Here is a 22,807-nt window from a genome sequence, read left to right on the forward strand (position 1 = left end):
GGGAGCAAGCCATGTCCTATCGTCCCCGCAAGGCGCTGATCATCGGCGCCGGCATTGCCGGACCCGTGGCCGCGATTCTGCTGCGCGGCGCCGGCATCGAGTCCGCGATCTACGAGGCCTGGCCCTATTCGAAGGGCATCGGCGGCGGCCTTCAGATCGCGCCGAACGGCATGCATGTGATGGACGAGATCGGGCTGGCGAATGAGCTGATCAGCCGCGGCTCAGTCGCGGAGGCCTTCGACTTCTATTCGCAAGGCGGCGAACGGCTCGGCTCGATCAACCGCGACATGGCGCGGCGCTTCGGCCAGCCGGCGCTCAACATTTCCCGCGCCACGCTGAACGAGATCCTGATCGACAAGGCCTGGTGTGCCTGCGTCTCGCTGTATTTCGAGAAGCGCCTGATCAAGATCGAGGACCGCGGCGACCAGCCGATCATCGCCTATTTCGCCGACGGCAGCACGGCCGAGGGCGACTTCCTGATCGGAGCCGACGGCGTGCATTCCGTAGTGCGCCGCCAGGTGGTGCCTGACGGGCCGCAACCGTTCGACACCGGCCTGATCGGCTTCGGCGGCTTCGTGCCGCACGCCGTGCTCGACGGCAGATCGATCGGCCGGCACGTCGAGACGACCTTCGGCCAGAGCGGCTTCTTCGGCTACGGCTATTGCAGCCCGGATCCGAACGACGGCGTGATGTGGTGGAGCACGCAGCCGGCGCACGGCATGGACGCGGCGATGTTTCGCGCGCTCGACCCGGCGACGCTGAAGCAGCATTTGCGCGGCTTCCACCGCGGCTGGCACGATCCCATCCCCGCCATCATCGACGCCGCGGAGAACATCGTCGTCACCGACACGCTCGACGTCGCGACATTGCCGACGTGGTCGCGCAAGCGCTCGCTGCTGATCGGTGACGCCGCGCATGCAACCAGCCCCCATGCTGGGCAAGGCGCCTCGCTCGCGCTCGAAGATGCGATGCGGCTCGCCCGCCTGATGCAGGAGGGCCAGGAGCTCGGCGTCACCTTCCAGGCCTTCGAAGCCGAGCGCCGCCCGCGCACCGAGAAGATCGTCGCCATGGCGCGCCGCAACGGCAACAGCAAGCGCGAATTCAGCGCCACCGGCGCCTGGATCCGCAATCAGATGCTGAAATGGCTGTTGCCGCTGGGATCGAAGAGCATGGAGTTCATGTACGCGTATGATGCGCGGGCGGTGTAGCGGCACGAACACCGCCGTAGGGTGGGCAAAGGCGCGAAGCGCCGTGCCCACGATCTCGTCGAAATCGGCACATTCGTGGGCACGCTTCGCTTTGCCCACCCTACGATACCGAACTACCCTTCCACATCAAATGTCAGCCCCGCATTGTCTTGCAGCCGCTTGATCAGCTTGTGCTGCATCGCTGCGCCCGGCGTCCAGAAGCCAGCCGGAACATCCGTGGCGTCGCGCAGCAGGCAGATCGCGCATTCGGAGATCATCTTCGAGGTCGAGCCGTAGCCGGGGTCGCGGTCGCCGGTGACGCCGGCGCGGACCATGCGGCCGTCGGGCGCGATGGCGACGTAGAGCAGATTGAACAGGCCGTTCTCGCGCTCCTCCTTCGACGGCCCCTCGCCCGGCTTCGGCGCGTTCGGGCCGGTCTTCTCGGCATTGACCGCCATCACGCGCTTGGCATTGGCCTCACCCTTTTCGCCGGGACCGGTCAGAACCATCTCGTCGTAGACAAACTCCTTCCCGTAGGGAAAACCCATCAGCATATTGGAGCGATGGACGTTGCGGGTGTTGATCAGCGCCATCATGAACGGCGCGGCCCAGGATTGCAGATCATCCTCGAGGATCGCCCTGTTGCCCTTCGGCTGCTTCGGGCCGGTGAAGCCCGGCGTCAGCGCAAAGTGATCGTTGAGGATGGCGACGAGGCTGAGGTCCTTGGCGACCGCATCGAAGGTCGCTTTGGCACTTGCCGCGGTGCCGCCTGACAGCGTGCCGCGCATGTCACGCACGCGGCCTTTCACGCGCGGCGCCGGCGCGCCGAATACCCTCTTGGCCTCTTCCTGCACGAAGAAGGTCCCAAGTTCGAACGGCACGGAATCATAGCCGCAGGAAAACACGATGCGCGCACCGCTGGCCTTGGCCGCCGCCTCGTATTTGTCGATCATCTGCCGCATCCAGACCGGTTCGCCGCAGAGATCGAAATAATCCGTGCCGGTGGCGACGCAGGCAGCTAACAACTCCTCGCCGTAGAGCTGGTACGGACCGACCGTCGTGATCACCGACATCGTCTGCTCGGCCATCGCCTTCAGCGAGGCCGCGTCCGACGCATCCGCAACGATCAGCGGCGTATTCCCGGGCGCGCCGATCGCATCGCGGACCGATTTCAGCTTGCCGAGACTGCGGCCTGCCATCGCCCATTTGAGCGAATTGTCGGTCTTGTATTGCCTCGTCAGATACTCGGCGACGAGCTGGCCGGTGAAACCGGTCGCACCGTAGACGACGATGTCGAATTTCGCAGAGCTCATGCTCGTCCCTTACTTCTTCGCGTAACTCACGCCCATGCCGGCACGGACGTCGCTTTGAATGCCATAGGGCGGGATCGGATAACGCAGGCCGTTCCTGGCCAGCGCCTTCATGCCCACAACCGCCTTGGCGAGATGCGCTGGCTTCAAGGCCATCAGCATCTCCTCGTCCGGCACGCCGCCATAGCGCCGTTCGGCATAGCATGGCAAGGACAGGCTGGGCTCCCCGGTCTTGAGCGCCCGCCCCCAGGAATCCGCGCAAGCGGTCTCGCCGACCACGCCCCATTCGAACTTCTTGTACCCGGTATATTGCAGCCCGTTGATCAGGATGATCATCTGCCCGGGCGTCGCATAGACGAGGCAGATGTCGGGCGGATCGAGCCGGCCGCTCGCGAGCGGACTGACGGCGAGCGCCTGATATTGGCCGAACGGAACCACGTCCAGCGCCTCCTGGCGCTTGCGCGCATCCTCCGCGGTGCCGTGCCAGACCCCGACATAATTTTCGCCGGCGAGCCATTTGTCGTCCTGCGGGCTAAGCCCGATCACCGCGCGGCACTGCGCACCGACGAGGTCATCGGCCGTGATGCCGACGGTCCAGCCCAGCCGTGCGGCCATGCTGACGATCTGATCGGTGGTGTGGATCGCATTCGGCCGCCGGATTTTCGGGATCGCCTCCATCTCGGCCGCTTGCGCGAACAGCTTCATGCCGATCACATTCGTCTTCAGCCGCAGCAGGCTGTTGAGATCGGCGACGAGGCCGGCAAGATCGATGCTGTCCGCATTGTGCTGTTGCATGGCTTCCTCCGGGCCGGCGCTTCCCGCCTGCGTATTCTTGTTTTGTGGTCCTCGTTCTAGTCCTTGCTGGGGCCCGGAAGCAACTCGCCGGTCCTGCCCATCAGGCGGTAAGCCACGAGGCCGATCCACTCGCGCATAGCAACTTCGGTCCGGCCCAGCCCGTCCGCGCCTATGTTGGTGAAGGAAAAAAGATCGTCACGTCCGCCCATCCGCCAGTCCACGGGATAGGCCTCGACGTCAAATCCGGCCTTGCGGAAGATTCCCATCGAGCGCGGCATGTGGAAGGCCGACGTCACCAGAAGCCAGCGCTCGCCCGGCTTCGGCGTCACCAGTTGGCTGGTGAAGATCGCATTCTCCCAGGTGTTGCGCGAACTCCGTTCCAGGATGAGGCGCTCCTTCGAGATTCCGAGATTTTCCAGGATCGGCGCGGAGTAGTCGGCCTCCCTGGAATCGGTGGAGACCAGGTTCGCGGTCCCGCCGGTAAACACGATGCGCGCATTCGGATAGCGGCGCGCGAGCTCGGCCGGCGCAAACAGACGATCGGCTGCGTGCGCGACGACCGGCGTGCGATGCGCCTTCGACAGATCGGTGTCGACCGAGCCGCCGAGCACGATGATGCCGTCGGGCGCGCCGCGCGAGGCGTCCCACGCGGGAAAGCGCGATTCAAGCGGATAGATCAGGAGATTGCCGAGCGGCGAGAACGCCGCCAGCGCCAGCAGCACCAGCGTGGTCACGGCAAGCTTGCGGCCGAGCGCGGCGAAGCGCGTCACCATCAGCAGCAGCGACAGGATGCCGAGCTCGACCAGAAGGTTGATCGGCAGCAGCGCGGTGCCGAGGGTCTTGGACAGAACGAAAAACAGGGGAGCCTCGCGGGAATGAGCTTGCCAGTCTGCGCAGGGCTTGACCCGCCCGGCGATCCTCGGAAATCTTCTTGGAAGAGGATCGATCGCCGGGTCAAGGCCGGCCTGATGAAAGCGACCGGACGCGGCAAATGACCCATCACCACCTGCATTCCAGCGCCAAAACCTGCCATTGGGGCTTCTTCGAAGCCGCGCTCAAGCCCGTCCTCACCATCGCCAGCGGCGATGAGGTGACGGTCGACACCATCAGCGGCGGTCCCGACATGCTGCCCGACCGCGACAAGTTTCATATTCCGCCCGAGATGCACGAGGTTCATGCCACCAACGAGCGCATGCTGCCCGGCCACATCCTCACCGGCCCGATCGCGGTCGAAGGCGCCGAGCCCGGCGACGTGCTCGCGGTCGAGATCCTCGACGTTCAGCTCCGGCAGGATTGGGGCTGGAACATGATCAAGCCGCTGTCCGGCACCCTGCCCGACGATTTCCACGAGACGCGCATCCTCAACATCCCGCTCGATCGTACCCGGATGGTCGGCCGCATGCCGTGGGGCCTCGACCTGCCGCTCAAACCATTCTTCGGCGTGATGGGCGTGTCACCGCCACCGAGCTGGGGCCGCATCTCCTCGCTGATCCCGCGCGCCATGGGCGGCAATCTCGACAACAAGGAATTAGGTGCGGGCGCGACGCTGTATCTGCCGGTGTTCGTGCCGGGCGCGATGTTCTCCTGCGGCGACGGCCATGGCGTGCAAGGCGACGGCGAAGTCTGCGTCACCGCGATCGAGACTGCGCTGCAGGGCCGCTTTCGCCTGACGCTGCGCAAGGACCTCAGGTTCGACTATCCGCGCGCGGAGACCGCGACCCACTACATGACCATGGCGATGGATCCCGACCTCGACCAATGCGTGGTGCGCGCGCTGCGCGACATGATCACGCTGCTCGGCGAGACGCGAAGCCTGTCGCGCGAGGACGCCTACACGCTGTGCAGCCTCGCCGCCGATCTCAGGGTGACCCAGACCGTCAACGGCGCCAAGGGCATCCATTGCATGATCGAAAAGGCGATCGTGCACGGCTGAGCCCGGCGCTCTTCCCCGACCTGTTGACGACGCGGCCGCCGCCGGTCTTCCGCGCGGCGAGCTCAGTCGCGTCTAATTTCTCGTGCGATTCCAACATGCTGAGCGTCAAGCGCAGGCTGCATTTGACTTCCTCCCCTGAACCTAAATAGAGTCTTAATCGTTACTTTTATGTACCTGAGTAAGAGGCTAGCGTTCGGGCCATGGCCACCGAAAAAGCCGAGACTGACCGTATTCCCGTAACCCTGGCGCTCTCGACCATCACCTACCTGGAGAAGCTGGTGAGACAGGGCACCCACGGCACCAGCGTTCCCGGCGTCGCGCGTACCTTGATCGAGGAAGGCATCCGTCTCGCCATCAAGGACGGGCTTTTGTCGATTCGCGACAATGGCAGGACGTGAGCGCGCGCCGAACGTGAAGCGGACCGATCTCGAGAGGCGGATGGCCACATCTGCAACCTGGGACCGCACCACATGCCTGTTCTCTCCCCCACCTGGACCGACGAGCGCATCGAACTTCTGAAGCGGCACTTCGAGGCCGGCCTCTCCTGCCGCGAGATCGCCGCCGATATCGGCGTCAGCCGCAACGCCGTGATCGGCAAGCTGTCTCGCCTCAATCTGACGCGTGGCAGGACGAACGACGATCGCAAGGTTCAGGAGCGGGGCCTGGCGCGAGCATCGAGGGCCGTGCCACGGCTGCAATACGAGATGCTCGCCACGATCTATGGCGACACCGATGCACCCGTGGTGACAGGTCCAATCGACGACACCAATCGCTGCTCGCTGCTGGAGCTCGCCGAGAACCGCTGCCGCTGGCCGATCTCGACGCCGGGTGCCGAGGATTTCTGCTTCTGCGGCAACTCCGCGCCCGACGGCCAGCCCTATTGCGCCGGCCACAGCCGCCTCGCCTACCGGACGAACGCGCGCGCCCGTGCGATACGCGGCTGACGTTGCGCGCATCCAGACAACAAAAAACCTCCGGCGGGGCATCGCCGGAGGTTTCTGGAGGCTTAGCATGAAGCTAAGAGCCGCAACTTTCGTATCTGGCTGAGAGCTATATAGCTTAGTAGCTCAAGTAAGTAAATAAATTTGACGCCGTCGAATCGCATGGCTCGCCTTCGTGTTCCGCAACACCATTCGATTTTTCAGAAGGCCAATGCCCGCGAAAAAACCCCGGCGGTTTCCCGCCGGGGTTCTCCGATCGATTTGCGATCGATGATCAGAAGTTGCGCTGAGCGCGCAGCAGCATGCTCACCGAGTTCTGGTCCTTCAGCTCGTACACGGCCGCCGGCTTTGCAGCCGAGGCGATGCCCGGGCTCGCGATGGAGCCAGAGTACTTCTGGTCCAGACGCGACCAGCTGAGGTCGGCCGTGAACGCCAGGTTCTTGACCGGGGTCCACACGGTGTTGACACCGACCACCGCGAAGTTGAAGTCCGGATTACAGGTCGAACCGGCCACGGCGATCGCAGCGAAGTTGGTGCAGATCAGGCCTTTGCCCGTCGTGCCGTACCGCAGCTGGGCATAACCACCGTACACTGCGCTCGCCCAGTTCGGGCTCCAGTTGTGGGTATAGCCACCGCGGACGCCCCAGGTCTTGACGGTATCGATGCCGGTAGCCGTTCCGAACACGCCGTCGGCAACACCGGCGAACCCGGTGCTCTGATAGGCGCCGTTGCTGCTGCCGCTGAACATGAAGAAGCTCTGCGGGAACAGGCTCTGGAAGTTGTAGCGGGTCGCACCGTCCGTGTAGACGGCCTGCAGGTTGATGTTGTCGCCCGCGCCGGTCGGGATATTCTTGATCGACAAGGCGCCCGCCACGGCCCAGCCCCACTTGTCGGAGGGATGACCGGAGACTTCAGTCGCGCCGTAATAGGCCGCATGAAGCTCATGCGCGGCAACCGACAGCTGAGCCAGACCCCAGGCCTGGTCGACACGAACCTGACCGATGATATCGGGCGAACGCGTACCGCCCCAGGCGCTGGCACCATAGACGCCGGTCACGAACTGCGCCGCCGTACCCGACGACACGTTCCAGAGGTTCGACTGACCATTGTTCGCCGAGGTCTCGTCTTGCAGCGCGAACGAAGCAGTGATGCCCTGGCCGAAGTCAGCCGTGTAGGCAACCTGGTTCACACCGTTGACGTGGTTGGAGCCGCCCGGAATGGTGTCGGGGCCGCCAGCCGGATAGCTCTGCCAAGGAGCGTCGAAGATCGAGACCGTGCGGCCGAAGGTGAAACCAGCGAACTGAATGAACGCATGGTAGAGACCGAGCGAAGCCGAACTGGTCGAGAACGCCGAGGGATTGCTGCCGGTGACGTTCGTAGAGTCATAGCTGAAGACCGCGTCGGCGTAGGTGCGAACAACGCCGTATTCGGTCGCCGTGCGGGTATCGATATTGAAGTCGAGACGAGCGCGGCTGTAGTAGTAGTTCGTCAGACGGTTGTTCGAGCCACCGTTCACGGTGCTCGAGCTGTTCCTGAAGCCATAGTCGCCGCCGCCGCCGAGAAGCATGTCAGCGCGGACGTAACCACCCAGCTTGATGCAGGTGTCGGTGCCCGGGATGTAGTAGAAACCCGCACCATACAGGGAGCAGATCTTCACGTATTCGACCGCCTTGGCCTTGACCGGAAGATCAGCCGCCTGAGCTCCACCGACGGCGATCAGGGTCGCCGCAGTGCCGAGCAAAAGGCTCTTCACCACTTTCATTTAAAACCTCCAAGTTGCTCATTTCACGGAGACCGGACCGTGCGGCCCCCCAGATCCCCGTCTCTTCATCAAATCCGCTCGGCCGCTTCGCGTTTTTCGGACGTACCCGCATTCGACGCGAGGGACGTGAGCGAACCACCTGCAACGGGACGATCGAGAACCCCCCACCGTCACGGATCAATATGCCCGCGCCGTTCCGTTAATCAAAATAGTTTATTAGATCAGGTTTGTGGTTTCACTTACTCTGTGTCCTCGGCGCAACACCGATGTTGGGTGAAAAAGCCTGATCGGGTCATATTTGTAATTTGCATGACACAATTACCCTGCTCTGCACTTGCGTCAGAGCAGCATTGCGTGGACTATGTCCGCCGCAAATGAGCCATGGGAAAGAGAATCAACCTGCGGGAGTGACGCTGTGTCCGCGACGAGGAAGGAAGGCGTGCGCCTGCGCACCATCGGCAACCTGGATATCATCAGGCGCTTCACCTGGGAGATATCGTCGATCAACATGTATCTCGAGGAGCTGCGTCAGTTCTGGGCGAGGACGCTCGGCATCAGCGGCCCGCAATGGCTGATCCTGATGGCCATCTCCGACCTCGACAAGGACGACGGCATTCCGGTCAACGTCGTGTCCAAGCTCCTCCACGTCGATCCGTCCTTCGTCACCACCCAGTCCAAGCTGCTGGAAAAGAAGGGCCTGTTGCGCCGCCGCCCCTCGCCGACCGACGCGCGCGTGGTTCGGCTGTCCCTGACCGAGAAGACGCAGAAGCACCTGGCGAGCCTCAACGAGCAGTACAAGACCATCAAGGAATTCGTCTTCCAGGAGTTCGACGAGGCCGAGCTCGCCGAATTCACCACCAAGCTCGCGACGTTGAAGACCCGCCTGGAAAAGGCCTGCGTTCGCCTCACCCTGGACTTCTGACGCCCGGCCGCCGCTAGCTTCGCCCGCCGGCGCCGAGCCGCGATTCCAACCAGTCGAAGATGTATTCGTTGGCAAGACTCGGATTGTCGGCATGGGCCTGCGCCGCGCCGGTCTCCGCCGCAGTGAACACTTTCAGCATGACATCCGAGCTGCCGAGCCGGGAGCTCCGGACGAGCTGACGCGCCCGGTCGGCCTTGAGCCAGCCGTCCTCGCCGAGCGTGATCAGCACCGGGCAATCGGCGCTGGAGGCCATCAGCGGCGCATGCGGCACCGGAACGATGCTGACGTCGCTCATCGCGAAACGGCTGGCGAAGAAGGCCCGCTCGTGCAGGTCCCACAGGCCGCCGTCGCAGACGGCGGCGGCAAGCCGCGGCTCCTGCAACACCGCGCGCGCCACGAAGGACGAGCCCCAGCCGTCGGCGATGATCCCGACGCGCGCGAAATCGACGTCACTGCGCGTCTCCAGATAGTCCATGACGCATGGAATCGCGCTCTCGAGATCGCTCCGCCGCAGCAGCGCATCGATATAATCGTCGCGCTGGTCGCCGAACAGGTCGAGCGCCAGCAGCGAGAATCCACGCTCGCGCGCATGCGGCACGAGCTTGAACAGAAACTCCTCCTTGCGGTGGCCGGGCTCGCCGATGCAGATCACGGTCGGCGCCCGGCCGCTTTCCGACGGCGCTGGGAGGAAGTAGCCCTGCAACGCGTGCCCGTCGAGCCAGGGAATCGTCACGACCTCGCCCGTCGGGCTGCGCGCCGAAAGGTAGCGGCGAGCGCAATCCTGCATCGCGAGCACCGCAACCCAGCGGCGCTCGTCATCCGGCTCGAGCGGCATCGCCGCCGCACCATAATAGTTCATCGCGCGCAGCCAATTGCGCTGTGCGCTGGCCATATGACCATCCGCGAACGCGGCCTCGGCGCGCTGCCGATTGGCCTGCGCCAGCCGCTTCCACTCGCGATGCCAGGAGCGGTCGTCGCCCCGCTTCAGCTGCCGCGCGATCATCAGGCATTCGGCGATGGTGGCGCCGCCCTCCTGGGCCGCGGTGAGCAACCGGGTGAATTCAGCGGAGATATCCTCTCGCTCCGGGCAAAAGGTCCAGTCGTCCGAGAGGCATGCGGGTATCATCGGAGCTACGCTCTGTCATCGCGTTACCCCTGATTGACTAAACTATTTCGGTTCCCCAACCAAGCAGCCATGCGCCGGATGAGAGGCGTTTCAGATCACCATCGCTTGAACATCGTCAGTCGCATGCGTGATATTCCGATGGGTCATGGAGCGGGCGCACATTGGCAAGAGGTGGCACACAAAATTGTTCGCGCATGTCTTGCTATGATGGTCATCATACCTATATCGGCGCCCGCCCGGAGGCGGCCTCAACCGAGCCGCCAGCTGATCTCCTGCGTAAGGCTTTCGTAGAAGGCGCGGTCGTAGGCCTGCTCCGGTGTAGCGCGCACGCGTGCGTCGATGCGCTTGGCGTCCTCGCCGACGAGGATGCGCCAGCGCTCCGCCTTGACCCCGTCGAGAATGATCTTCGCGGCCTCTGCCGCCGTGGTCGGCGCATCCTCGAGAAAGCTGCGGGCGCGCTCGACGAACGCCGCCTGGATGTCCTCGTCCGACATTTTGTCAGCATCTGGCACGCCGGCCGCGGCCATGCGCCTGCGGGTCAGCGCGATGTCGTCAGCGTTGAGCCGCTCCGATCCATCGGCGCTCTGCACCTTGCGCGAATTCGAGACGATCGAGGTGCCGATGTGACCGGGCATCACCACCGAGCATTTGACGTGCGGCGCGTGCAGGCGCAGGTCGTTGATCAGCGCTTCGGTAAATCCCTTCACCGCGAACTTGGCCGAGCAATAGGCGGTGTGGGCCTGGCTCATGCCGATCGAGGCCCAGAAGCCGTTGACGCTGGCGGTGTTGACGATGTGGGCCTCGTCCGCGGCGACCAGCATCGGCAGGAAGGTGCGCACGCCGAGATAGACGCCGCCCCAGCAAATGTTGAAGGTACGCTCCCACTGCTCGCGCGTGTTGGTGAACAGGCTGCCGCCGCCGCCGATGCCGGCATTGTTGAACAACAGATGGATCCTGTCGGTCTTCTGCTGCTCGGCGAGCTCGTCGCGAAAACGCTTGAGATGATCCTCGATCGCGACGTCGGCGACATGCGTCGTGACGCGCAGGCCCTGCGGCAGCTTCTCGGCCTCGCAGAGCCGCTTGGTCTCGGCCATCGCGGCCTCCGAGACGTCGCACATCGCGACATTGCAGCCCTCGGCCACGAGCTGCCGTGCGAGCTCGCGCCCCATGCCCGTGCCGCCGCCGGTGATGACCGCGATCTTTCCAGCAAAATCCTTCATGGGACTTCGGTCCCTCCCTGTCGGTATGTTTCTTGGTTACTGCGCCATTCGCCGGCACGCGCGAAATGTAGCAGCGCTGCATCCGCAGGTAAAAGCGGCGTGCTGCGATCTTCGATCGCTTATTTCGGTGGGCGGACTATTGGCCGGTCGCCTGGCCCCACAATCGGACATTTTCGGCCGGTTCCCATATTTGTCCGGCTTCGGTTTATGGGCAAAGTTTTTACAATCCGAATCGCCAAATGGACTCCGGACGCTGGGTTGAGTCGGCCAGGCCAGCGTGTTGTTTGCGTGTCACAGGCTCTGGCACTCCGCTTGCATCCTTGTCGTGGTCAGAAACAACCGATGAGGTGACAGGAATGTTCGTGACCGTCGTTGCCGTGCTCTGCCGGCTTAGCGCAGCCAGCTCAGGCAGTTGCGTCGAGGAAATCGTGACCGACAGCAACATGACGCCCGAGATTTCGATGATGCAATGTGCGGTCGGCGCACAGGCCCCCCTGGCGAAATGGATGGGCGAGCATCCGATCTATCACGCCAATTGGCGCCTCGAGCGCTTCAAATGCGTGCCGGGACACTACGAGATCAAGGGCCACGCCTAAGGCCCCGAAAAACTACTGAAGACGACGAATCGAGGAAACGCCCCGGAGGCCGCCTCCGACGGGCCGCACAGCGCCAGTCCGATGAGACGGCGCGCTCCGTGACGACGATCACATCCCACTTCAATCACGCCACCGCACGCATGATGAGCGCACGCGCCCGTCGCCCTTCCGGCGTCGGCATCAACGCGTAGTTGTGCGGCTGGTCACGCAGCAGATGCAGCTCCACCGGCACGCCCACCGCCCTCGCCCGCTCCGCCAGATCGACGCTATCGGGGTACAGCAGATCGCGAGTCCCTGCGAAGATCGTCATCGGCGCGAGGAAACGGAAGGCGCCGTTGAGCGGGCTGACGAAGGGATGGCCGATATCGAGCTCGCCGGCATAGAGCCGCCCCGCCTCGACGATGCCCGGAATGTCCTGGATCGGATCGCGCGTTGCGATCTCGACCTGCTCCGGACGGCTGACCGAGGCATCAGCCGCCGGCGAGATCAGCACCAGCCGCGCCGGCTGCCGATGGCCGCGATCGCGCAGCCATTGGCACGCAGCGAGCGCGAGCCCGGCGCCGGCCGAGTTGCCGACAACCGTGACCTTTGCGGAGCCGGCGTCTTCCAGCAGCATTCGCAGCAGCTCGGCCGTCTTCGGCACGACATCCCCAGCGGTCGCGCGCGGCGCCAGCGGATAGATCGGCACGACGCACGAGACGCGCGCCTTGCGCGTCATCTCGCCGATGAAGCGCCAATGCGCCGGCACGATCTCGTTGATGAAGCCGCCGCCATGCAGGAACATGATGTAGTTGCAGCCCTCATGGCCCGAGGACGGCGCCGTATAATACACCGGCCAGCCGCCCATCCGGGTCAGGATCGCCTCGACGCCGCAGCCAAGCCCGGTCGGCTCGAAGGAGGCCGGCTGCAAGGCAAGCTTCTGCACATGCGCCTGCACGGCCTCGGCGGAGGCGAGTTGCTTCTTGTAGGGAAGCTGTCGCAGCAGCAGGTTGAAGGTGCGGCTTTGCAGGCTTGGCGCGGGGTCGCGGCTCCCAGGTCCGCAGATGTCAGGACAAAACTGCAGGGCCGACACAAGCCTTGCGACGCTCATGGTCAGTTCTCCACCTGGCTCGGCATCCATATGGCGACGAGGAGGCTTGCCGAAAGGCCGCCATAGGCGGATATAATGCGAGCATTCGCTCGCTTTTCCTACTCGCATTCGGATCGCAAGGCCATGGCGCGCCCACCGCCGACAAAACCCCGGAAAAACGCCTTGCAGGCGCGATCACGCGCCACCGTCGACGCGCTGGTCGAGGCGACCGCTCGCATTCTCGTCCGCGACGGCTTCGAGAAAGCGAGCACCAACCGCATCGCGGAGATCGCCGGCGTCAGCGTCGGCTCGCTCTACCAGTATTTTCCGAGCAAGGAAGCCCTCGTCGCCGCCGTGATCGAGCGTCACAACGAGGAGATCATGGGCATCGTCCGCGCCGCGCTCGCCGAAGTCGCGGACGTCCCGATCGACAAGGCCGTGCGAAAGCTCGTCACCGTCGCGATTGAAGCCCACCGCATCAACCCGAAACTCCATCGGGTGCTCGCCGAGCAGATCCCCCGCGCCGGCCAGCTCAAAGACGTCGAAGCCTTCAACCGCGAGGTCCACGCGTTAGTGCGGGCCTATCTCGAGAGCCACCGCAAGGAAATGCGCAAGATCGACCTCGACGTCGCGACCTTCATCTGCGTCAGCGCGATCGAGGCGGTGGCGCACAATACGGTGCTGAGCGGGGCGGAGATGTTGTCGGAGAAGATGGTGAAGGTGCTGGTGGATGAGACGACGAGGATGGTGGTGGGGTATTTGAGGTAGGGAGCACCACATGCGCGCTCTACGCCAGAGAGCACTCATCCCCTTAAGTCCCTGATTCCATTCAATGCGTCCGTGCATTAGCGTTGCGCCTACTACTAGTTGACTGACGAAGGCTTGGCTGCGCGTGGAATCTGTTCGGATGTCAACGGGCTACGCATATAGCCTCGATAGGTAGGAGGGTTCAGCACTCTTCCGCGTAGAGCGCGCATGCCTACCGCTTTTTGTTAACCCATTGAAAGAGTTCGTAATTCAACTTCACCTATTCAAAACAGTTGTTCCCCGGCCAGGAAACGAGATCATCGGAGGCATCGCTTTCACCACAACGGAAAACGCAATGCGCCACCCCCAACGACTCGACATTCGGTTTCTCGGAACTCAAATTCATGCCGAAGGAATTTTAGGAATTATCGCCACCATCATCATCGTTGCTGTCCTCATTGATTATTTGAGAGGTTGAAAAGCTCCATGCCGGACACGTTAGGCCAGCTGATCGAGATCTTCCGGAAGGACGCTCAATCCCCCTTCCAAAAACTGAGCTATGGAGTCCGTGTTAAGCACGAGCGGTTGCTGGAGCGGATCACTCGGCAATACGGACACCGATCGCTTCGAGGAGTGCGAGCACGCGATCTAGTTAAATGGCATGACCTGTGGGCAGGACAAGGAAAGATTGCTGCCGCACATTCGCTGATAAGTCGACTGCGGGTAGTATTGCGTTTCGGAGCAACGATCCTGGAAGACAAGGAATGTCGTCGACTTGCCACCGGGCTCGGCGAATTGAGATTCGCGAGGCCCGCGCCACGACGAAAAACCATCTCGGCCGAACAGGCGAAACTGATCAGGAGCAAAGCGCGCGAGTGGGGTTGGGATTCCATTGCTATTGCCCAAGCTTTTCAGTTCGATCTTCGGCTCAATCAAAAAACAGTAATAGGCGAGTGGGTGCCTATGAGCGAACCCGAGCTGTCAGACGTGACCCGCATAAAGGATGGCAGAGAGGAAAAGTGGGTAAGGGGCCTTCGCTGGTCAGCTTTGGATGAGACATTAGTTCTGCGGCTCGCCGGCAGCCGACGCTCAGGTGAGCTTCAATTCGACCTCAAGAACGCACCGATGGTTATGGATGAGCTAGCGATCTATTCGGAGGTCTCTGTTGAGGAGCTTACTCGTGCTCACCTTCCTCGCAGCGGTCCAATCATCCTGAACGAGCAAAAAGCTTTTCCGTGGTCAACCGCGGAGTTTCGCCGGAAATGGCGACTGATCGCCGCTCAAGCGGGAATTCCGAAGCACCTGATGAACATGGACAGCGCTAAGACTTTACGAGCGATCGTAGGGGCTGCTTAGAGCTTAGACCGCACAGTTGGCCGATGCAGAACAGCGCGCGAACTAAAATTGCAATTATCTTCAAACGGGCGGCAGGCTACAAACCAACCGCCCAAGAACGAATTTGATTCTATTGAAGAAAATGGTCGGAGCGAGAGGATTTGAACCTCCGACCCCTAGTCTCCCAGACTAGTGCGCTAACCGGGCTGCGCCACGCTCCGAACGTCGTTCCATTAGCTAGGATCGGCGCGATGCGCAAGGCGAGCGACACCATTTTGGTGTCTCCATCCAAGCCGGGGAACTGACCGCGGAGCCGGGCGAAAGCGCCCTAGCCGTCGTTCAGCGCCTGATCCAGCATTTCCTTAGCTGCGACGAGGTCGGCGAGCGCCCGTCCCAAGCGCTCCCGGTCCAGCGCGCTGGGGCCGGCTGGTGCGGCGGGAGCGCCGCCCTTGCGGAAGGTGGTGAGGATGTCCTCGTCGTCGATCTCGGTGAAGCGGAAGTCGATGCCTTCCTCTTCATCGCCCTGGTAGTCGTCATCGTCGGTGTCAGCGACGCCCTTGATCGGCGCCTCCTCGTCCTCGGGCTCCCTCAGGCTCGCCCCGATGGCATCCTCGATCGCGCCGAAGGAGACCGCGGCTGCGCTGTCGGCGAGACCCTGCACCGATTTGACGCCGTGCTCTTTCAGGATCCGCTGCACCCCGCGGATGGTGTAGCCCTCGCCGTAGAGCAGGCGGCGGATGCCCTTGAGCAGGTCGACGTCGTCGGGGCGGTAATAGCGGCGGCCGCCGCTGCGCTTCATCGGCTTGATCTGGGAGAAGCGGGTCTCCCAGAACCGCAGCACGTGCTGCGGGATGTCGAGCTCCTGCGCTACTTCGCTGATGGTTCGGAACGCATCCGGCGCCTTGTCCAAATGCCAAATCCTTCGCGAAAGGCGTTACGCCTCGGGTTGAGCCTTGCTGGCATCGCCATTGGTGCGGTGCTGGGCGTTGATCCGCTGCTTCAGGATCGCCGACGGCTTGAACACCATCACCCGGCGCGGCGAGATCGGCACCTCGGTGCCGGTCTTCGGGTTGCGGCCGATGCGCTGGCCCTTCTTGCGGACCATGAAGGAGCCGAACGAGGACAGCTTCACCGTCTCGCCCTTCTCCAGGCAGTCGGTGATCTCCTTCAGCACGAGTTCCACGAAGGCGGACGATTCCGTGCGCGACAGGCCCACCTTCTGGTAGACGGCTTCGCACAGATCGACACGCGTTACGGTTTTACTTTGATCGGTCATCGCCCTGCCCCCACATCACGGCGAACAATTGTTGTCTGAAATTAGGAGCTTACGTTACGGCGGTCAACAGCGCTCATCAATGCAGGCGCATCGATAATCGCGGCTAAATCGGCAAAATTTTATCGAGTGTGGCTCTACCAGCGCACCAGCGCGGAGCCCCAGGTGAAGCCGCCTCCCATCGCTTCCAGCAGAATGAGGTCGCCCTTCTTGATGCGACCGTCCTTGCGCGCCACCGACAGCGCCAAGGGAATCGAGGCCGCCGAGGTGTTGCCGTGACGGTCCACCGTCAGCACCACCTTCTCCGGCGCGATATGGAGCTTGTGGGCGGAGGCGTCGATGATTCGCTTGTTGGCCTGATGCGGCACGAACCAGTCGATGCGGTCGGCATTGAGCCCGGTCGCCTGGAAGGCGTCGACGATGACGTCGGTGATCATGCCGACGGCATGCTTGAAGACCTCGCGGCCCTCCATGCGCAGATGGCCGACGGTCTGGGTCGAGGACGGCCCGCCGTCGACGAACAGCTTTGCCTTGTGGCGGCCGTCGGAGCGCAGATGCGTGGTGACGAGGCCGCGGTCGGTCGCGGCATTGCCCGGCTGCTCCTGCGCCTCGAGCACCACCGCGCCGGCACCGTCGCCGAACAGCACGCAGGTGCCGCGATCGTTCCAGTCGAGGATGCGCGAGAAGGTCTCCGCGCCGATCACCAGCGCGCGCTTGAAGGCGCCGGTACGCAGGAAATTGTCGGCGGTCGCGAGCGCGAACACGAAGCCCGAGCACACCGCCTGGAGGTCGAAGGCCGCGCCGTGGTTGATGCCGAGCCCGTTCTGCACGGCGACGGCGGTGGCGGGGAAGGTGTTGTCCGGCGTCGAGGTCGCCAGCACGATGAGGTCGATCGACTGCGCGTCGATCCCGGCATCGGTGAGCGCGGCCTGCGCCGCCCTGAGCGCCAAATGCGAGGTGAACTCGCCCTCGGCCGCGATGTGCCGCTCGCGAATGCCGGTGCGCTGAACGATCCACTCGTCCGAGGTATCGATGCGCGCCGCCAATTGGGCGTTGGTCACCACCTGCTCCGGCAGATAGGAGCCGCAGCCGAGCACGACCGAACGAATTTGAGTCACGAAACAGCCTCCTGCGCGGCCTGCACGGAATTGAGTGCACCACCCTCGCGGTTGAGCATCTGATTGATCTTGTTCAGGAGATCGTAGTGAGCCATCTCATAGCCAACATCGATCGCATAGGCAAAGCCTTCGGCGCTGGTTCCGCCGTGGCTCTTGACCACCAGTCCGTTCAGACCCAGGAACACGCCGCCATTGGACTTGTTCGGGTCCATCTTGTCGCGCAGGGCCTGGAAGGCGCCGCGCGCGAAGAGATAGCCGAGCTTGGACAGCCAGCTGCGCTTCATCTCGTTACGGAGTAATTCGGCCATCTGCCGGGCGGTTCCCTCGGCGGCCTTGAGCGCGATGTTGCCGCTGAAACCTTCGGTCACGATGACGTCGACCAGCCCCTTGCCGATGCCGTCGCCCTCGACGAAGCCGATATAGTCGAGCTCCGGCAAGTTTCTGGCCCGCAGGATTTCCCCGGCCTCGCGGATCTCCTCGTGCCCCTTGATCTCCTCGGTTCCGATATTGAGGAGCCCGACCGTGGGCCGCTTCTTGTCGAACAGCACGCTCGTCATCGCCGCGCCCATCAGGGCGAGCGCCACCAGATGGTGCGCGTCGCCGCCGATGGTGGCACCAAGGTCGAGCACGGCGGACTCGCCGCGCAGGGTCGGCCATAACCCCGCAATCGCCGGGCGGTCGATCCCCTTCAGCGTGCGCAAATGGAAGCGCGACATCGCCATCAGCGCACCGGTATTGCCGGCGGAGACCGCGACATCCGCCTCGCCCTTCTTCACCGCGTCGATGGCAAGCCACATCGAGGACGTCTTGCGGCCGCGCCGCAGCGCCTGGCTCGGCTTGTCCGAACCACTGACGGCGACCTCGGTATGGATGATCTTCGAGGTGGCCTTGAGCTGAGGATACCGGTCGAGCTCGGGCTCGATCTTGGCGCGGTCCCCGACCAGCAGGAATTCGGTCTCGCGATGCCGGCCAAGCGAGATGGCCGCGCCCGGAATGACCACGGCGGCGCCGCCGTCGCCCCCCATGGCGTCAAGCGCAATGCGAACCTTGCTTGGCATGAAAGTCCTGGAAAACCTGATCTGGTGCGGTCTTGAGCGAGCGGAGCCGCAGAATGGGTTCGCCATGGCCATGGCGACCGGTCGGGCGCCACGCCGCGCCCCGACCGGGGCGCGACAATAGCGTTTTGTTATCCCGAAACAACCTCTTGCCCCCAGCCTTTTGCTTTCAGAGCGATCCGGCCGCGAACCCCGGAATTTGCAAGAAATACAGTTAAATCAGTCAGATAAAGACCTCTTTGAAACCATCCCGGCAAATGCCTCGCGCGTCCGTGCAGGATGATCCCTCCGGGAATGCCTCGCTACTGGTCCTTCTTGTTGTCCTGAAGCGCCTTCAGCGCGGCGAAGGGATGGTCCTCCGGATCCGGGGCGGTGACCTCCGCCTCGAACACGGCCCCCTCCTTGCGGGGATAGGGGTCCACCGCCAGGAACAGGGCGTCGGTGGCGATCCGTCCGAGGTCGATGATGCCGTTGATGATCGGCTCCGGCGGATCGATCACCTCCGGCGGCTCCTCATCGTCCTGCCCCTCCTCGATCAGGTCGGCCATCTTCCGAACCTCGGCCTCGGGAGCGAACACCAGGTCCACCTCCTCCTTGATCTCGCTCTCGATCGGATCGAGGGTGACCACGCAGGTCTGGCCGATCCGGGCGCGAATGTGCCCCGTGACCTGGACCCGGCCGCCGCTCCTGGGCACGACGTCGAGGTCGGCCTGGGCGGATAGGACCTCCCGCAAGCCGCCGACCTCAGCGATGGCCTGCCGCTCGGCGGCGGTGGCCTCGAGCTTGCGATGCAGGCCGGTATCGGGGATCTGCGCGACGATGACGGGGGACCGCCAGGGATCAGGCCTGGATTCGGCATTCGATCGGCTCATGGCGTGACATCCTCGGCAATCGCTGGAGGAAACCTGAAGGAGGCGCGCAGCAGCGTAGCCTCGTCGGTCCGGCCGAGATCGGCCTCACTGGCCCGGGCATAGGCCGCGAGCCGCTGCGCCCGGTCCAGGCCAGTCCCATTCAAGATATTCTTGCAGATCGCCGCTGCCAGGGCCTCGCCGCCGCCCTCCATGGCTTGGTCATAGGCCTGGACCCGGCCGTAGAAGGCCTCACCAAAAGCCCGCATCCGCTTCGGCACGGTCTGGTCGCCGATCCCCATCTCGCGCAGATTGTCATCCATGTCCTCGCAGAAGCGGTCGAATAGCGCCTGGGACAGCTCAGTGGCGCCTTGAACCGTGCGCAGGCGGCGCAGCAGCAGCCACAGATGCAGCAGCAACAGGTCGAAACGCCCGTTAACCGTATCGGGCACGCCCAAGTCGCGGTAAAATATGGGTTCTCGCGCCTGCGTCACGATCATGCCATAGATGGCTTCAATGGTGCCCGACGGGGTTAGCCGGGGTTTCCTGAAGTGATTGAACGGCCAAAGCATTGTGGTTTCCGCAAGCGGGCGCGCGCGAGTTGCATTCAGACGCCCTGCCCGGTACTTCAGCGCCTCGCGCGACGCAAGGGGACGGAATCAGTTCCGCTATGACCACAACGATTGAGACCAGCCTGCGCGCAGGTAAGCGGCGCGGCCTTCATGCACGCTGGCGCGGCTTGCGCATGCTCGCGGCCGTCACCCTGATCGGCGCGGCGCTCGCGGGCTGCACCGGCGAGCAATTCCAGAAGGGCTACATCCTGCCGCCCGGCGCGCTCGAGCAGATCCCGATCGGCGCGAGCCAGGATCAGGTGCTGATCGTGATGGGCACCCCCTCGACGGTCGCGACCCTCGACGGTGAAGTGTTCTATTACATCTCGCAGCGCTCGGAGCGCGCGGTCGCCTTCATGAACCAGAAGGTGGTCGACCAGCGCGTGATCGCGATCTATTTCGACAAAACCCGGCGCGTGCGCCGGCTGGCGAATTACGGCCTGCAGGATGGCAAGATCTTCGACTTCATCAGCCGCACTACGCCGACGTCGGGCCAGGAGATGAGCTACCTCACGCCGCTGTTCAAGCTGCTCAGCTTCAACTGAGCAGAGCGTTCTCGAGCGAAGTGGACGGGCTCGCGTCAAGAAGCGCGTCGAACAAGCTAGAAGCCCGTTTCAATTCCACCGGAAGGTAAATGGCTCTCACCTGCGGCGTCGTGCCACCCTTCGCACGGCCTTTGCCGTGGCGTGCGACTTGCCGCCGCAAGCCAGGTTCCCTACGCTCCCTCCAAAGCAAGAAGCTGGGAGTGGATTCGTGTCCAAGAAACTTCAGAACACTTTGTTGTCCCGCCGTCGCGTGCTTACCGGTGCTGCCGGCCTTACGGCCGCAGCGATCCTGCCGCGTTCGAGCCTTGCCGACTGGAAGCCCACCGAGAATGTTCGTCTCGTCGTGCCGGCCGCGGCCGGCGGCTCGACCGACGTGATGGGCCGGCTCCTGGCCGCGCATCTGCAAACCGCCTGGGGCCAGTCGGCCGTCGTGGAAAACCGCTCGGGCGGCGGCGGCACCATCGGCACCGCCGAAGTGGTCCGCGCCAAGCCTGATGGCCACACCATCCTGGTCGGTAATCCCGGTCCGAACGCGATCGCCTACAGCATCTTCAAGAACCTTACCTACAAGCCGGACCAGCTTCAGCCTGTGACCAACATGATCCGGATTCCGAACATCGTCTCGGCGCATCCGAAGACCGGCATCAAGTCGATCGCCGAGCTGATTGCCTATCTCAAGGCCAATCCGGACAAGCTCAGCTACGCCTCCTCCGGCGTCGGCCAGAGCCCTCACCTCACCGGCGCCTGGTTTCTTCAGCTCACCGGACTGAAGATGACCCACATTCCGTTCCGCGGCGCTGGCCCGGCGCTTCAAGCCGCGCTCGCCGGCGACATCCAGATCCTGTTCGACAATCTCTATCCGAGCCTGCCGCAGGTGCAGAGCGGCACGCTCAACGGTCTGTGTGTCACCACCACCGAGCGCAGCGAGCTCGCGCCGAACCTGCCGACCATGCGCGAGAGCGCGCCGGAGCTGGCGAATTTCGATGTCTCGTCCTGGTTCTCGGTTTTCCTGCCGAAGGGCGTCTCACCCGAGATGCTCAACGCACTCAATCTCCAGGTGAAGGCGATGCTGGAGCGCGACGACGTCAAGAAGCAGATCGCCGCCATGGGCGCCCGCGCCGACTACGGCACGCCCCAGCAATTCGCCGCCTTCGTGGACGCCGAGACGAAGAAATTCGCCGGCATCATCCAGAAGGAAGGGCTGCAGATGGACGTGCAGTAGCGGAACGGCCACGATCCGTAGGGCGGATTAGCGCAGCGTAATCCGCCGATTGCTACGGGACGTAAGGTGGCGGATTACGCTGCGCTAATCCGCCCTACGCAGTTTTTATTGTCCCGATCGGCCAGCTCTCCGGCACAACTGTGCTGCCGATGGCGCGAAACTCGCATCGGCCGGCCCAAATGTCTCTTGACTTAGAGTGCGCTCGAACTCGTAGTTTCCGCGCGTCGTGATGAGAGACAGGTATGAAGATCGGCGAACTCGCCAAGCGTTCCGGACTGACGGCCCATACGATCCGCTACTACGAGCGGATCGGACTGTTGCCTTACGCGGACCGGGATCGATCCAGCCGACGTGACTACGACGCCTCGATCCTTGCCTGGATCGAGTTTCTCGGCCGCCTCAAGACAACCGGCATGCCGATCCGGCACATGCTGCTCTACGCGGATCTCCGGGATCGCGGCAGCGGCACCGAGGCCGAGCGGCGCGCGCTGCTGGAGCGGCACCGCGAAAGCGTGCGGGCCCACGTCGACGAGCTCAATGCCTGTCTTCTCGTCCTCGACACCAAGATCGGCGGTTATGCCGAAACGGAACAGAGGATGAAAGACTATGACGCAACACTTCCTGAACGCCGGCGAAAGCCGGTTGGAGCGCGGTCGGCGCGCACTCGCTGAGATCGACGGAGAGGCCGGCCATAAGGTCGTGGCGGCGCTTGGTGACATCGCCCCAGACTTCGCCACCTATGTATTCGAATTTCCATTTGGCGACATCTACTCACGGCCCGGGCTCGACCTCCGTTCGCGGGAAATCGCAACGATCGCAGCTCTTGCGGCCATGGGAAACGCCACACCTCAGCTCAAGGTGCATATCGAGGCAGGTCTGAATGTCGGGCTCGCCCGAGAGGAGATTATCGAGATCCTCATGCAGATGGCCGTCTATGCCGGCTTCCCGGCTGCCGTCAACGGCCTGTTCGCAGCGAAGGAGGTATTCGCGCAAAGAGCCGAGGGCGGATCGGAGTCGAAAGCCTGAGGCTCGGCCATCGAAAGCTTGGCGAAGGCGGAAGCAATCCAGACTGTTCCTGCGGAAAGACCCCTGGATTGCTTCGTCACAAGAGCTCCTCGCAATGACGTGGTGAGAGCGTCTGTCCCACCCAAACAAAAACCCCGCGGCTCGCACCGCGGGGTTTGTCTTGTGT

General features: G+C 63.4%; 26 protein-coding genes and 1 tRNA gene. 13 read left to right on the forward strand and 14 right to left on the reverse strand.

Annotation, left to right across the window (positions count from 1 at the left end):
• Positions 1 to 11 precede the first annotated feature (11 nt).
• Positions 12 to 1,208: an FAD-dependent monooxygenase gene (locus IVA79_RS05020; protein ID WP_247550754.1), complete on the forward strand. Its 1,197-nt coding sequence runs from the start codon at positions 12 to 14 to the stop codon at positions 1,206 to 1,208.
• A gap of 113 nt (positions 1,209 to 1,321) precedes the next feature.
• Here the strand turns inward: IVA79_RS05020 and IVA79_RS05025 are convergent, their stop codons facing one another.
• From IVA79_RS05025 to IVA79_RS05035, 3 genes are read right to left on the reverse strand one after another with little or no spacing between them, the layout of a single operon-like run.
• Entirely contained in the window at positions 1,322 to 2,500 is a 1,179-nt protein-coding gene (locus IVA79_RS05025) for a saccharopine dehydrogenase NADP-binding domain-containing protein (protein WP_247550755.1), read from the reverse strand.
• A 9-nt stretch (positions 2,501 to 2,509) separates the two neighbouring features.
• Positions 2,510 to 3,292 carry a DUF169 domain-containing protein gene (locus IVA79_RS05030; RefSeq protein ID WP_247550756.1) on the reverse strand — a complete coding sequence of 261 codons (783 nt, stop codon included), beginning with the start codon at positions 3,290 to 3,292 and terminating at the stop codon, positions 2,510 to 2,512.
• Positions 3,293 to 3,348: 56 nt separating this feature from the next.
• Positions 3,349 to 4,116 (reverse strand): YdcF family protein, encoded by a 768-nt coding sequence (locus IVA79_RS05035; protein ID WP_247551422.1) that lies wholly within the window; start codon positions 4,114 to 4,116, stop codon positions 3,349 to 3,351.
• A 167-nt stretch (positions 4,117 to 4,283) separates the two neighbouring features.
• On the opposite strand from IVA79_RS05035, the gene IVA79_RS05040 reads away from it, so the two are divergent.
• From IVA79_RS05040 to IVA79_RS05050, 3 genes are all read left to right on the forward strand, one after another.
• Complete coding sequence (locus tag IVA79_RS05040; RefSeq protein WP_247550757.1) at positions 4,284 to 5,225, forward strand: acetamidase/formamidase family protein; 942 nt, start codon at positions 4,284 to 4,286, stop codon at positions 5,223 to 5,225.
• A 200-nt stretch (positions 5,226 to 5,425) separates the two neighbouring features.
• Positions 5,426 to 5,623, forward strand: a complete 198-nt coding sequence (locus tag IVA79_RS05045; protein ID WP_007603456.1) for a hypothetical protein — start codon at positions 5,426 to 5,428, stop codon at positions 5,621 to 5,623.
• 72 nt (positions 5,624 to 5,695) lie between these two features.
• Positions 5,696 to 6,169, forward strand: a complete 474-nt coding sequence (locus tag IVA79_RS05050; protein ID WP_247550758.1) for a GcrA family cell cycle regulator — start codon at positions 5,696 to 5,698, stop codon at positions 6,167 to 6,169.
• A gap of 271 nt (positions 6,170 to 6,440) precedes the next feature.
• On the opposite strand, the gene IVA79_RS05055 is transcribed toward IVA79_RS05050, so the two are convergent.
• Positions 6,441 to 7,928 (reverse strand): porin, encoded by a 1,488-nt coding sequence (locus IVA79_RS05055; protein WP_247550759.1) that lies wholly within the window; start codon positions 7,926 to 7,928, stop codon positions 6,441 to 6,443.
• A 415-nt stretch (positions 7,929 to 8,343) separates the two neighbouring features.
• Between IVA79_RS05055 and IVA79_RS05060 the strand changes: the two genes are divergently transcribed.
• The gene (locus IVA79_RS05060) at positions 8,344 to 8,850 is read left to right on the forward strand and encodes a MarR family transcriptional regulator (RefSeq protein ID WP_247550760.1); all 507 of its coding nucleotides are present in this window, start codon (positions 8,344 to 8,346) and stop codon (positions 8,848 to 8,850) included.
• A 13-nt stretch (positions 8,851 to 8,863) separates the two neighbouring features.
• Here IVA79_RS05060 and IVA79_RS05065 read toward each other — a convergent pair whose 3' ends face one another.
• Both IVA79_RS05065 and IVA79_RS05070 read right to left on the reverse strand, forming a co-directional pair.
• Positions 8,864 to 9,976, reverse strand: a complete 1,113-nt coding sequence (locus tag IVA79_RS05065) for an alpha/beta hydrolase (protein WP_247550761.1) — start codon at positions 9,974 to 9,976, stop codon at positions 8,864 to 8,866.
• Between the two features lie 248 nt (positions 9,977 to 10,224).
• A complete protein-coding gene (locus tag IVA79_RS05070; RefSeq protein WP_247550762.1) occupies positions 10,225 to 11,196 on the reverse strand; it encodes an SDR family NAD(P)-dependent oxidoreductase in 972 nt (323 codons plus the stop codon).
• 356 nt (positions 11,197 to 11,552) lie between these two features.
• Between IVA79_RS05070 and IVA79_RS05075 the strand changes: the two genes are divergently transcribed.
• Positions 11,553 to 11,792, forward strand: coding sequence for a hypothetical protein (locus IVA79_RS05075; protein ID WP_194407791.1), 240 nt, complete (start codon positions 11,553 to 11,555; stop codon positions 11,790 to 11,792).
• A gap of 124 nt (positions 11,793 to 11,916) precedes the next feature.
• Here IVA79_RS05075 and IVA79_RS05080 read toward each other — a convergent pair whose 3' ends face one another.
• Positions 11,917 to 12,882, reverse strand: coding sequence for an alpha/beta fold hydrolase (locus IVA79_RS05080; RefSeq protein ID WP_247550763.1), 966 nt, complete (start codon positions 12,880 to 12,882; stop codon positions 11,917 to 11,919).
• 162 nt (positions 12,883 to 13,044) lie between these two features.
• Between IVA79_RS05080 and IVA79_RS05085 the strand changes: the two genes are divergently transcribed.
• The 3 genes from IVA79_RS05085 (at position 13,045) to IVA79_RS05095 (ending at position 14,964) form a co-directional block, all read left to right on the forward strand.
• On the forward strand, positions 13,045 to 13,629 hold the full coding sequence (locus tag IVA79_RS05085) for a TetR/AcrR family transcriptional regulator (protein ID WP_247550764.1): 585 nt from the start codon (positions 13,045 to 13,047) through the stop codon (positions 13,627 to 13,629).
• A 232-nt stretch (positions 13,630 to 13,861) separates the two neighbouring features.
• The gene (locus tag IVA79_RS05090) at positions 13,862 to 14,086 is read left to right on the forward strand and encodes a hypothetical protein (protein WP_247550765.1); all 225 of its coding nucleotides are present in this window, start codon (positions 13,862 to 13,864) and stop codon (positions 14,084 to 14,086) included.
• A gap of 8 nt (positions 14,087 to 14,094) precedes the next feature.
• The gene (locus IVA79_RS05095; protein ID WP_247550766.1) at positions 14,095 to 14,964 is read left to right on the forward strand and encodes a hypothetical protein; all 870 of its coding nucleotides are present in this window, start codon (positions 14,095 to 14,097) and stop codon (positions 14,962 to 14,964) included.
• Between the two features lie 122 nt (positions 14,965 to 15,086).
• Here IVA79_RS05095 and IVA79_RS05100 read toward each other — a convergent pair.
• From IVA79_RS05100 to IVA79_RS05130, 7 genes are all read right to left on the reverse strand, one after another.
• Positions 15,087 to 15,164, reverse strand: a tRNA-Pro gene (locus IVA79_RS05100).
• Positions 15,165 to 15,271: 107 nt separating this feature from the next.
• The gene (locus IVA79_RS05105) at positions 15,272 to 15,853 is read right to left on the reverse strand and encodes a MerR family transcriptional regulator (RefSeq protein ID WP_247550767.1); all 582 of its coding nucleotides are present in this window, start codon (positions 15,851 to 15,853) and stop codon (positions 15,272 to 15,274) included.
• 24 nt (positions 15,854 to 15,877) lie between these two features.
• Positions 15,878 to 16,219: an integration host factor subunit alpha gene (locus tag IVA79_RS05110; RefSeq protein ID WP_018456841.1), complete on the reverse strand. Its 342-nt coding sequence runs from the start codon at positions 16,217 to 16,219 to the stop codon at positions 15,878 to 15,880.
• Positions 16,220 to 16,353: 134 nt separating this feature from the next.
• Complete coding sequence (locus IVA79_RS05115) at positions 16,354 to 17,334, reverse strand: beta-ketoacyl-ACP synthase III (protein ID WP_247550768.1); 981 nt, start codon at positions 17,332 to 17,334, stop codon at positions 16,354 to 16,356.
• Positions 17,331 to 18,392: a phosphate acyltransferase PlsX gene (gene plsX / locus IVA79_RS05120; protein ID WP_247550769.1), complete on the reverse strand. Its 1,062-nt coding sequence runs from the start codon at positions 18,390 to 18,392 to the stop codon at positions 17,331 to 17,333. Before plsX ends, IVA79_RS05115 begins: the two co-directional genes overlap by 4 nt.
• 299 nt (positions 18,393 to 18,691) lie before the next feature.
• Positions 18,692 to 19,261 (reverse strand): DUF177 domain-containing protein, encoded by a 570-nt coding sequence (locus tag IVA79_RS05125; protein WP_247550770.1) that lies wholly within the window; start codon positions 19,259 to 19,261, stop codon positions 18,692 to 18,694.
• A complete protein-coding gene (locus tag IVA79_RS05130) occupies positions 19,258 to 19,809 on the reverse strand; it encodes a ubiquinol-cytochrome C chaperone family protein (protein WP_247550771.1) in 552 nt (183 codons plus the stop codon). Before IVA79_RS05130 ends, IVA79_RS05125 begins: the two co-directional genes overlap by 4 nt.
• A 98-nt stretch (positions 19,810 to 19,907) precedes the next feature.
• Here IVA79_RS05130 and IVA79_RS05135 point away from each other — a divergent pair, with 98 nt between their 5' ends.
• From IVA79_RS05135 to IVA79_RS05150, 4 genes are all read left to right on the forward strand, one after another.
• Positions 19,908 to 20,393, forward strand: coding sequence for an outer membrane protein assembly factor BamE (locus IVA79_RS05135; protein ID WP_247550772.1), 486 nt, complete (start codon positions 19,908 to 19,910; stop codon positions 20,391 to 20,393).
• Positions 20,394 to 20,601: 208 nt separating this feature from the next.
• Positions 20,602 to 21,615 carry a tripartite tricarboxylate transporter substrate binding protein gene (locus IVA79_RS05140; protein ID WP_247550773.1) on the forward strand — a complete coding sequence of 338 codons (1,014 nt, stop codon included), beginning with the start codon at positions 20,602 to 20,604 and terminating at the stop codon, positions 21,613 to 21,615.
• Positions 21,616 to 21,857: 242 nt separating this feature from the next.
• Complete coding sequence (locus IVA79_RS05145) at positions 21,858 to 22,286, forward strand: MerR family transcriptional regulator (RefSeq protein WP_247550774.1); 429 nt, start codon at positions 21,858 to 21,860, stop codon at positions 22,284 to 22,286.
• Complete coding sequence (locus tag IVA79_RS05150) at positions 22,222 to 22,641, forward strand: carboxymuconolactone decarboxylase family protein (protein WP_247550775.1); 420 nt, start codon at positions 22,222 to 22,224, stop codon at positions 22,639 to 22,641. The genes IVA79_RS05145 and IVA79_RS05150 overlap by 65 nt, the downstream gene beginning before the upstream one ends.
• Positions 22,642 to 22,807: the final 166 nt, after the last annotated feature.

The organism is Bradyrhizobium sp. 138, from assembly GCF_023074075.1.
Classification (GTDB): domain Bacteria; phylum Pseudomonadota; class Alphaproteobacteria; order Rhizobiales; family Xanthobacteraceae; genus Bradyrhizobium.